Source organism: Niastella sp. OAS944 (assembly GCA_024809215.1).
GTDB lineage: Bacteria > Bacteroidota > Bacteroidia > Chitinophagales > Chitinophagaceae > Niastella.
The window spans coordinates 213,383-222,595 of sequence record JANUBW010000014.1; the positions used below are offsets into that span (position 1 = coordinate 213,383).

A 9,213-nucleotide genomic window follows, 5' to 3' on the forward strand; every position below is an offset into this window, starting at 1 on the left:
GTGAAACGTAAAATAAAACAGCTGCAAACCGTAAGCAAATACAGCTTCGCGAACTTGAAACCCCGAACTGAGAACTATGAACTATGAACTGCGAACCAGGAACTAAGAACTGAATAACTCAATTACTGAACAACTCATTTGCCTTTCCTTGTCAACTAGTTAACCTGTTAACTCGTCAAACTACCCACCAGCCACCTTTAAAACCCCTTAAAACGCCTATCGCCACCCCTACCGACAATTTCTCCCCAAAGCGTGTTAACATGGCATATATTTTTATTTAATACTCTTTTAATAGCAGTTTAACGCCCAGTCAATATCTATACTGCACCTTCAACCATAGGAAAAATTATGTTGCCCATGCCCACACATGTGGATTTTTCCCCACATAAGCAGATTTTAATGCCTGATTAAAACAAAGGCACATCTTTTGCCTTTTTAGTGCGGCATTGGCATGCACATACTGATAGGCTTCATTCACAGACATTTTTCCCCAAACGCTTTACACACATTGTAGAAATTTAATAAACCGGAGAAAATTATGCTAACTGTAATTATACCTGCTTTAAACGAAGGGAAAACAATTGGCAATGTAATCCGCTTTTGCCAGCAATTTCCGCTGGTAACGCAGATCATTGTGGTAGATGACAAGTCGGAAGATGATACGGTTAAAATAGCTGAGGAAACCGGTGCCGAGGTAATAATCAGCCAGGTACGCGGGAAGGGAATTTCCATGAAAGATGGTATTGCCAAAACCACCAATGAGCTGATCGTTTTCCTCGATGGCGATATTGATCCTTATCCCGATGGCACTATCAGCAATCTGGCAGCGCCACTGCTGGCCGACGAAGCTGATTTTGTAAAAGGCAGCTTTGCCCGCAATGCCGGCCGGGTAACCGAACTGGTTGCCAAACCATTGCTCAACATCTTTTACCCCGGGCTTTCTCATTTCGCTCAGCCGCTCAGCGGTATGATCGCCGGTAAAAAATCATATTTCAAAAAGATCGAATTCTTTAATGATTATGGGGTCGATATCGGCATCCTGATAGATATGTATTTGATGAAGGCGCGGGTGACCGAAGTGAACATTGGTTATATAGAAAATAAAAGTAAACCCTGGCAGGCTCTGGGTAAAATGAGTAAAGAGGTGAGCAAGGCCATCATCAGCAAAGCCCAGCTGCAACACTCTGATGTTATCAGTGAAGAAGAGATCCATTCGCTGGAAGCCATTAACCGTGAAATGAACAAGACCCTGCGCGAAAAGCTGTCGGGTTTTCATAAAATGGCCATATTCGATATGGATGATACTATTCTTCAGGGCCGCTTCATTGATGCGTGTGCTGCCGCCTTTGGTTTCACTGCCAAGCTCGAAGACCTGCGCGCCCGCGAAAAAGATGCCATCATTCTAACGAAACGTATTGGTGCTTTTTTAAAGGGCCGAACAATGGATGAGCTGCTTCATGTAGCCAGCCAGATAGAAATGGTAAGCGATATTAAAGAAGTAGTAGGCGAATTAAAGAACCGTGGCTACGTAATTGGTATTATCAGCAATAGTTATACGCTTATCACCAATTTCGTTCGGCAAAAAATAGGCGCCGATTTCTCTTATGCCAATCAACTTGAATTCTTTGAAGGAAAGGTAACAGGTGAAATAAACCTCCCTTCTTATTTCTTTGGTTCACCCGAAAGCGTATGCGGGCATTCTTACTGTAAGACCAATGCCCTGCAATATGCCTGCGAAAAGTACAATGTGCCCTTACAACGTTGTATAGTGGTTGGCGACAGCCGCGACGACCGGTGTATGGTAGGCCATGCCGGCAAAGGCGTTGCCTTTCGCACAAAAGATGATTTACTTGGAACGATAGCAGGGACTAATATAAAGGAGAACAGTTTTCAATCGCTTCTGGCGCTGGCCTAAACCAGCCGCAGGAAGCAACCGATTTAAACCACATTTCTAATCAGTAAACCTAAAACAAACGTCTATGCCAGGAAAATTATATAACATTCTGGTGCCGGTTGATTTCTCCGGCCGCAGCAAATGGGCTATTTCCAAGGCTATTGAACTGGCTAATACATTCCAGTGCAATATTCACCTGGTACACGTGGTATCGAAGAACCTGTTGCCGCTGGTGCCAGTTGACGCCAGTATGCTGCTTCCTTACGATATTACTGCCGACCTTAACAATGCCCGCAAAAAACTGGAGGTACTGAAAGAAACCTATCAACATCATTTATGTGGCGAAGGAAAGATCGAGATCAGTTTATTGCAAGGCCGCCCAAGTCAGCAATTGGTAAAATACATTGAGCAATACGATATGGACCTGGTAGTAGTGGGGTTGTCGAAGTTCAATCTCATACATCGCATACTATCAGCCGTGTCCATTAGCCAGCTGGCGCGTAAAACAAACGTACCGGCCCTGGCCATCAGATCGAGCGGACTGGTAAGCCACTTTAAAAAGATCGTATTACCATTAACAGATGAAGTACCTGTACGCCGCATTAAGTTTGCCACTTTGCTGGCCCGTACATTCCAAAGCACGGTATACCTTGTTAGCTTACGTAAAGATGGTAACGCTGCTGAACAGGTGGTGAATAAAACGCTGGAAGTGATACAAAGCCTAAGCACCATTCCCGTTCAATGTTTTTTATTAGAAGGTAAGAACCTGGCCAAGAGCACGCTTGATTTTTCGAAACGCATCAATGCCGATCTTATAATGGCCAATCCATTAAAAGAGTTCCATATGCCGGGCTGGTGGAACCGAATTACCCGTAAGCTGTTGTCGTACGGATCAAAGATCCCCGTCATTACGGTTGACAAGAACAGTGAGCAAACATCACAATCACAGCCATCCTCTTAATTTTTTCTTCGTTTTGTTTTTTTAGATATAGAAAGCCTTCTGAATTATCGGGAGGCTTTCGTGTTTAAACAGGATTGCACAAACCATATAGTACTTAATACATGTTATAAAAGATTACGGTTCACAATTATTTTATATGAAAAGCAAAAGAATATAAAATATACTCTATATCTTTAAATGGTAGAAGTGGAGGGTAGTAGTATTATTGCAAGGCATATTAAGTTTACGAAAACCATAACCGTCCAAAGTGTTGATTTCACCTCATATTAAGGCCTATGGGGTATTATAGAGGTAAGCACCTCCCATCATTATCCGAAATACATATCAGCTCTGAATAGTCTCTCACGCTAATTAATAATTTCGGGTAATGGCAACTGTTAAAAACTGATTACCTCTCAACAAATCATCTCCCGCATCCCTATAGGTTAGGTTTCACTGTAATGAAAGGTTAAGAACGATCATTTATTGGATTTGTGTTGCATACTCCTGTACATACAGGATTGTTTGCGATGTCATAGCGCATGCGCTATACCGGCACGTAGGTATACTGCTTTGCCCTACCCGCTTCAGCTATTCATTACAATAACCAAAAAAATTAATTTATGAAGCCAAAGACTTTCTCTGAAACACTGCGGGCACCCAAGAATGGCAATGAAAAAGAATCATTATTACCCGGTGCGCCCAATCCAAGCCTGATTGAGAATTTACCTGGGCAATCATATATGGAATCTGATACAGAAACAGAAGTTGAACAGGTAGAAGGTTTTAAAATGTCGAAACCAGGTGAATCAGATAAAGAAATGTATAACAGGCTGAGTACCGAAAATGAATCAGAATCTTCTTTTATTACTTCATCCCGACTGGAAGAATCAGGTACTGAGGTTTCTGAAAATGAAGGAGAAGGTGCATTCATGCGTGACGCTTTCTTTGCCAGCTATCCCGAATTATATGAGAAAAGTTTGTCTGAAGTAATAATCGGGACCGATGACCGCGTTCGCATTTCCCCAACTACAACATTCCCATGGCGCGCTATTTGTTCACTACGCATTACAGCACAAAACGGTAATCGCTTTATTGGAACCGGTTGGCTGGTTGCTCCACGCACCGTTATTACTGCCGGCCATTGTGTTTATATGCACGACCAGGGCGGTTGGCCAAAGAGCATAGAAGTAATACCTGGTTTAAATGATGCGGCACGTCCATACGGTTCTTATGTGGGCACTTCATTCAGAAGCGTTTCGGGCTGGGTGAACGATAAGAAAAGAGAATACGATTATGGTTGCATCATTTTACCAGCCGCATCACGTCCAGGCGATAAAACGGGTGTGTTTGGATTTGCAGTGAAAGACAACCCATATTTGCTTAGCGCTTATTTGAACCTGAGTGGCTACCCAGGCGACAAAGGTGGCAATCAGCAATGGTTTATGGCCCGCAAGGCAAAATCTGTTGCCCCAAGAGTTATTTATTATGAAATTGACACTATGGGTGGACAAAGTGGTTCACCGGTTTGGGTAAAAGTTGGCAATGCCCGCTATGCAGTTGGCATCCATACAAACGGATTGGTTTCAGGAAATTCAGCTACCAGAATTGTTCAGCCTGTATTCAACAACATTCAGGCATGGAAAAATCAGGGTATGTAAATAAACAAAACAGGAAAGGATGGCTGTTGATCTCAGCCCTCCTTTCCATTTTTTTGATCGCTTACTGGGTGATCAAAAGCAATAATTTTTATATGACTGCACAAAGCACTACCAGTGTACGAGGGGTTGTATATAAATCAGCCACCGGTAACCCGGTTGAAGGCGCCATAGTGATGATCGCCGAAGGAAGTTATCAACACTCCGATATAGCCGCCCAAACCGATGAGCAAGGCAATTTTTCTTTGCCTAATATACAGGTTCCGGGCACCTATACATTGCTAATTAACTATAGCAATGAGTCGAAAAGAGTAACAATTAACGTCGCCAAAGACAGTGTTTTGAAAATACCATTGTAAAACAGACATTTATTACTCTCCACAAGGCTTTCACAACATTACTTTCTCTAAGGTTGCCCGCATTTTTTAACCAGTAAAATGCGACTGCAATTATTTAGCACTATTTAGCACACACAAATCTCCCTCAATTTTGTACCTCTTTTTTGCTTAACTACCCGCTTAGTATCGTAATTATCCTAATTTTTTCCACCTTTTTCTAGGAGTATTTATTTATTCCGGCAAAATCTTATGCCCAACTATTTTTTGTTTGAGTTTTAAGTTGCAACTTTGCAGTAGGATAAGGTTTAATGGTTAATGGTATTTGATTAGTGTAGGGTCGCCTGTAAAAAGGCGACCTTTCTTTTTTAAGTAACTTCTCCCCTGAACGTCAAAAGCGACATTTCCCCAAAATAAAACACCCCGGCAAACCAATAGCTTACCAGGGTGCCAGCATTAAAGCTTGTATTACTATTTCAGTTCTTTTATCTTAATACTTCTAAAGCTTACTTCATTACCGTGATCCTGTATAAGGATATGCCCTTTAGGCGCCTCGCCGAAGTTTTTCCATACTTTGTATTTGCTGAGGGCTACCAGCTCTCTAAAAGCTGCCGAGCCGCGATCATACTCCAGTACTTTAACTCCGTTCAGGTAATGCACCACATGGTTGTTGGGAAGTACTACTACCCGGCCGGTATTCCATTGACCAGGCTGATGTATGAAGCGTTTTTGTTTGTCGGCCTTAATAAGGTCATATAAAGAAGCCATGGTGCGGTTACCGTCACGACCCAGTTTAGCATCGGGGTGCAACGTATCATCAAGCACCTGGTATTCTAAACCAATTGCCGAACCTGAATTTTTCTCCGACAGGGTTACGAAGTACTTTACACCACTGTTGGCGCCTGCTGTAAGTTTAAAATCGAACGACAGATCAAAGGCACTGTATTGCTCTTTGGTAACAATATCACCGCCATTGGTTGATTCTGCACCGGCTGAAGACTGCACAGTAAGGGTACCATCTTTTATTTCCCAACCTTTGGCAGGGAAACTGGTTTTATACGCTCCTACCCAGCCATTGGTAGTTTTTCCATCGAACAGTAATTTCCAGCCATCGCTTTTTTCGTAAGTGGCCAGGCTGTTGGGAATATAGTTGGCGACATAAACGCCTTTTGCGAAAGGCTCTGGTTTAAGATCGCCGGTCTTAATACGAATATTACGCCAGTGAATTCTTTTGCCTTCCAGTTCAGCTTTGTTTATAGAATGCACCTGCAATGCAATAAAACCGCTTTTATCAACCGTATCTACAACATAAGCAGCGGCTTTACCATTTACCCAGGTCCTGATATTGTTTCCAATACATTCTACCCGAACTTTATTGAACTCTCCGGGTTTGAATGCATCCTGCGCAGCTGGGTTTAATGAAAGAGGATATAACCAGTCGCGGCGGGCTTCATCATATACCCCACCCGTCCAGCGGCGCGAAGAAGGGTCCAGTTCAAACTGGTAACCAAATACCCGGCCTTTTCCATTGTTTAATTTAGGATCATAATGGCTTCTGAACTGAATGCCAGAATTGGAGGTAGTGTCCTCAATCTTTACTTCCAGTTCCAGTACGAAATCGCCATAATCTTTTTCGGTAACCAGAAATGTGTTGGGAGAATTAGGTACGGTAATACCCACAATAGCACCATCTTCGATCTTATACTCAGCCGTGCCGGTGATCTTCTTCCAACCATTAAAGGTTTTTCCATCAAATAAATTCGTCCAGCCTTTGTCTGACTGTGCCGTAACAATTGTTGCAGAAAATAATGCCAGGAGCGCGCAGGAAAGTTTTTTCATATGTCAGTTAAAAAATGATTACGTTAAGTTATATGCAGGTTTCCATTCTTCAATTTTATGATTGAATATGGCATTGTTGGCCAGGGCAACACATATAGCTGTAGTGGCCCCGGTTATAATATTGGAGGCTGGTGTTTTTTTATTGTTGATGCAATCATGAAACTCAAGCAGGGCATACCAGGTGCCATCTTTCATTGGTTCGTTCATGATGTTGATACCGCCTTCTTTATTCCATTCTATTTTTGTAGCACCGGTAACACCGTCAACTGTTTGCAAGTCTTTTTTGGTTGTTGCCTCGGGATAATAAATACCGTCGTGCATCAGCAGGTGCACAGCGCCTTTTGTACCTTTTATTTTAAAGATATAGCCATCGTGCGCATTGCCACAGGTTGCGCCAAAGTTGCCTATCATGTTTGCCTTTGTATAACGCAACATCACCTGTACATTATCGTAGGTTTCCCGGCCGTCTTTATAAAAATCGATACCACCGGTACCCATCACTTCATCGGGATGGGTATTGAAAGCCCAGTTCACAAAATCCATCTGGTGCGATAACAATTCAGCAGGTAAACCTCCCGAGTACTCTCTGTACATCCGCCAGTTCACCTGTTTATCGGTATAACCTGCAGGCACAGGGCGTCGCCAGTTCCAGTTACGGTCCCAGCGGGAATCAATTTGTGTAATTTTACCCAGGTATCCTTTATCGATCATCTCCTTTACTTTAAAGTACAAGGGAGTTGACCGGTATTGATGGCCTATTTGTACCGTTTGACTGGGCCGCGCTTTTGACGTTTTTACCAAATCGAGTGTCTGATCGATGGCGTAGGTCATTGCCTTTTCAAGATAGATGTGTTTGCCGGCGAGCAATGCATCTTTGGCTATGCGATAATGTTCGCTTAGCGTGGTGGCAATTACCACCGCCTGTACAGATTTATCATCCAGTACCTGACGGTAATCCTTATAGGCTTTTGGAGTTACGGAAGGAATGGCGGTTTTGGCGCTTTCAAGTCTGAAATCGAGTACATCGCATATAGCAGTTACGGTAAAGCGGTCTGGCATTTCGCCCAGCATTTTCATAATGCCCGTGCCACGGTCGCCACATCCTATTATGCCGATGTTTATTTTTTCTGTAGTACCGGAAAAGGCCTGTAACAATTGGTTGTTGAGCAACAATCCACCGGCCAGTAAACCAGACTGTTTAATAAAATGACGTCTGCTCATAAAGCAAATGCAAAAGTTTTTTTATTTGATCGATAAATGGAACCAGATCTCCCATCCTTTTATAAGTTGAAAAATTCCGTTTATCGGCTGCATCCCCCTAACAATTTAATACAATTATCATTGTAATAGCTTGTAAAACCGGCTCGATGCCGTATCGGCAATTTTGCCATCGGGGGTACGGTATATAAGATGGGCTGCGATATTTGTTCGCTGCTCGGTAAACTGTAATGCTTTTTTTAGCCCCATAACCATTAATGCATTATCAAGGGCATCGGCGGTAATGGCGTCGGGTGCGAATACGGTAACGCTGATCAATTCATTTTGGGTCGGGTAACCGGTGCGTGGGTCAATGAGATGTGTGATCTTTTTGCCTTCGCTTTCATAAAACTTCCGGTAGCTGCCCGATGTAGTTATGGCGCCACTATCTACCGAAATGATCTTACTGATCATCGATAGCTCAAAATCATTTTCACCGGGCGCTTCTATCCCAATTTTCATTTTTTCATTACCGGGTTGTTTATGTCCCTTCACTCTGATCTCACCACCTACTTCAACCAGGTAATTTCTTATGCCATGTGCTTCCAGGAAACCGGCAATTACATCAACGCTGTATCCCTGTGCAATTCCGTTAACGTCAATGCCAGTGCAGGCTTTCCTTTTATACAGGGTATTTCCTTTTGTATAGAGGTTTAAGGAGGTTACACAGCCCTTTATTGATTTAATAGTAGCCGAGTCGGGCAATGCGTTTACTTTTTTGGGTCCAAAGCCCCAGGCCTGAACCAGGGGCAGAACGGTAATATCGAAGATGCCATTGGTTTGGTGATATGTTTCGAGTGATTTGTTCAATACGGTGCGGAAATGGTTATCCATTACAACGCTATTGCCATTATTGAATTTAGTAATAAGTGATTGGGGATTATAAATAGAAAGTGAAGTGTCGATCCTTGCAAGGATACTATCGATTTGGGGTTGACCTATAGTGCTGTCTTGCGCATACCAGGTAATATGGTAAGTAGTGCCCTGGGCCTTACCATTGATCTGTATTTTTCGCCACGCTGGTTGTTGAATGAAAGCGGTACAGATTACTAACAGCACGCATAAGTATCGCATGCTACAAATTTATGGAAATAGAAGTTGTGGATTTTGGCTTATAATTAAGCTGATTATTCAGTCCGGCTGGGGCAGGTATAAAAGCAAAAAGCCTCTTAACACAAGTCAAGAGGCTTTTTGTAATAAATATGGCAGCTACCTACTCTCCCGCATTGTTGTGCAGTACCATCGGCCATGAGGGGCTTAACTTCTCTGTTCGGGATGGGAAGAGGTGAA

General features: G+C 42.9%; 7 protein-coding genes and 1 rRNA gene. 4 read left to right on the forward strand and 4 right to left on the reverse strand.

What is annotated here, in order from left to right; translation table 11 throughout:
• Window positions 1-538: 538 nt before the first annotated feature.
• The 4 genes from GGD38_RS36070 (at window position 539) to GGD38_RS36085 (ending at window position 4,851) form a co-directional block, all read left to right on the forward strand.
• Window positions 539-1,915 carry an HAD-IB family phosphatase gene (locus GGD38_RS36070; protein ID WP_375303687.1) on the forward strand — a complete coding sequence of 459 codons (1,377 nt, stop codon included), beginning with the start codon at window positions 539-541 and terminating at the stop codon, window positions 1,913-1,915.
• Between the two features lie 64 nt (window positions 1,916-1,979).
• Complete coding sequence (locus GGD38_RS36075) at window positions 1,980-2,855, forward strand: universal stress protein (protein ID WP_375303688.1); 876 nt, start codon at window positions 1,980-1,982, stop codon at window positions 2,853-2,855.
• A 602-nt stretch (window positions 2,856-3,457) separates the two neighbouring features.
• A complete protein-coding gene (locus GGD38_RS36080) occupies window positions 3,458-4,495 on the forward strand; it encodes a trypsin-like serine peptidase (protein WP_375303689.1) in 1,038 nt (345 codons plus the stop codon).
• Entirely contained in the window at window positions 4,474-4,851 is a 378-nt protein-coding gene (locus tag GGD38_RS36085) for a carboxypeptidase regulatory-like domain-containing protein (protein ID WP_375303690.1), read from the forward strand. Before GGD38_RS36080 ends, GGD38_RS36085 begins: the two co-directional genes overlap by 22 nt.
• Window positions 4,852-5,298: 447 nt before the next feature.
• On the opposite strand, the gene GGD38_RS36090 is transcribed toward GGD38_RS36085, so the two are convergent.
• The 4 genes from GGD38_RS36090 to rrf all read right to left on the reverse strand — a co-directional run.
• Window positions 5,299-6,666: a DUF1080 domain-containing protein gene (locus GGD38_RS36090; RefSeq protein ID WP_375303691.1), complete on the reverse strand. Its 1,368-nt coding sequence runs from the start codon at window positions 6,664-6,666 to the stop codon at window positions 5,299-5,301.
• An 18-nt stretch (window positions 6,667-6,684) separates the two neighbouring features.
• A complete protein-coding gene (locus GGD38_RS36095; protein WP_375303692.1) occupies window positions 6,685-7,887 on the reverse strand; it encodes a Gfo/Idh/MocA family protein in 1,203 nt (400 codons plus the stop codon).
• Between the two features lie 117 nt (window positions 7,888-8,004).
• Window positions 8,005-8,997, reverse strand: a complete 993-nt coding sequence (locus GGD38_RS36100; RefSeq protein ID WP_375303693.1) for an FAD:protein FMN transferase — start codon at window positions 8,995-8,997, stop codon at window positions 8,005-8,007.
• A 126-nt stretch (window positions 8,998-9,123) separates the two neighbouring features.
• Window positions 9,124-9,213: ribosomal RNA gene (rrf, locus tag GGD38_RS36105) — 5S ribosomal RNA — on the reverse strand; the annotation flags it as partial.